Consider the following 911-nt stretch of genomic DNA (forward strand, 5'->3'; position numbering starts at 1 on the left):
CTCTCCGGCCGCGCCGCCTTCCTCGTCGGTGACTGGGCGACGGCCCTGGCCGGCCGCTTCGACCTGGTCCTGTCCAACCCGCCCTACATCCCGGAGGCCGACATCGCGGCGCTGGAGCCGGAGGTGCGCGAGCACGATCCGCGCCTGGCCCTGTCCGGCGGCGCCGACGGGCTCGACGCCTACCGGGCCCTGGCGGCGGCGTTGCCGGCCCTGCTGGCGCCGGGCGGCACCGCGGTGGTCGAGCTCGGCATCGGCCAGGCGGCCGATGTGGCGGCGCTCTTCCGCGGCGCCGGTCTTGACATCGCCGGCACGGCGCACGATCTGGCAGGCATAGCGCGTTGCGTGATCGCGACGTCGCGGTAAAAAAGCATTGGCCCGACGCCTGATTGCCGTTAGGGTCCCCTTATTCCGTCATTTCCGGGCTTGACCGCTTGAGGCGGCCGCCATTCCGGCGCTGGAAGCGACGATGACGCTGGGCCCGGCCGCATCAGGCGGCGGCGAGGGACGGCAGCGCGGAAACAGCGATCTGCAGAAGCAAGGCTGATGAGACCAGGACCGAATTCGCGGCGTGCGCGCGGCAGGAACGGCGGCGGTGGAGGTGGCGGCGGTGGCGGCCAGCAGCGCCGGCCGAACGCACTGCCCAACCGCAACCAGACCATCGACAGCAACGGGCCGGACATCCGCATCCGCGGCAACGTCTTCCAGGTCTACGACAAGTATATGGGGCTGGCGCGCGACGCCCAGGCGTCGGGCGACCGCGTCATGGCCGAGAACTACCAGCAGCATGCGGAGCATTATGTCCGCATCATCAACGCCATGAACGAGGCCTATGGCCAGCCGCAGCACCAGCCGGGCGGCGGCCAGGACACCGGCCGCGAGCAGCCGGGCGTCGATGCCGACTACGATCCGCT

Annotated in this window: 2 protein-coding genes; both read left to right on the plus strand. The window is 71.0% G+C overall.

Annotated elements, in window-relative coordinates; genetic code table 11:
* Nucleotides 1–363 (plus strand): class I SAM-dependent methyltransferase (locus tag P409_RS35295; RefSeq protein WP_034849786.1); only part of this gene is annotated, 363 nt, incomplete at its 5' end.
* 180 nt (nt 364–543) lie between these two features.
* Nucleotides 544–911, plus strand: a 368-nt coding sequence (locus P409_RS35300; protein WP_034849787.1) for a DUF4167 domain-containing protein, incomplete at its 3' end; no start/stop codon positions are given.

It is taken from the genome of Inquilinus limosus MP06 (genome assembly GCF_000767795.1).
GTDB classification, from domain to species: Bacteria; Pseudomonadota; Alphaproteobacteria; order DSM-16000; family Inquilinaceae; genus Inquilinus; species Inquilinus limosus_E.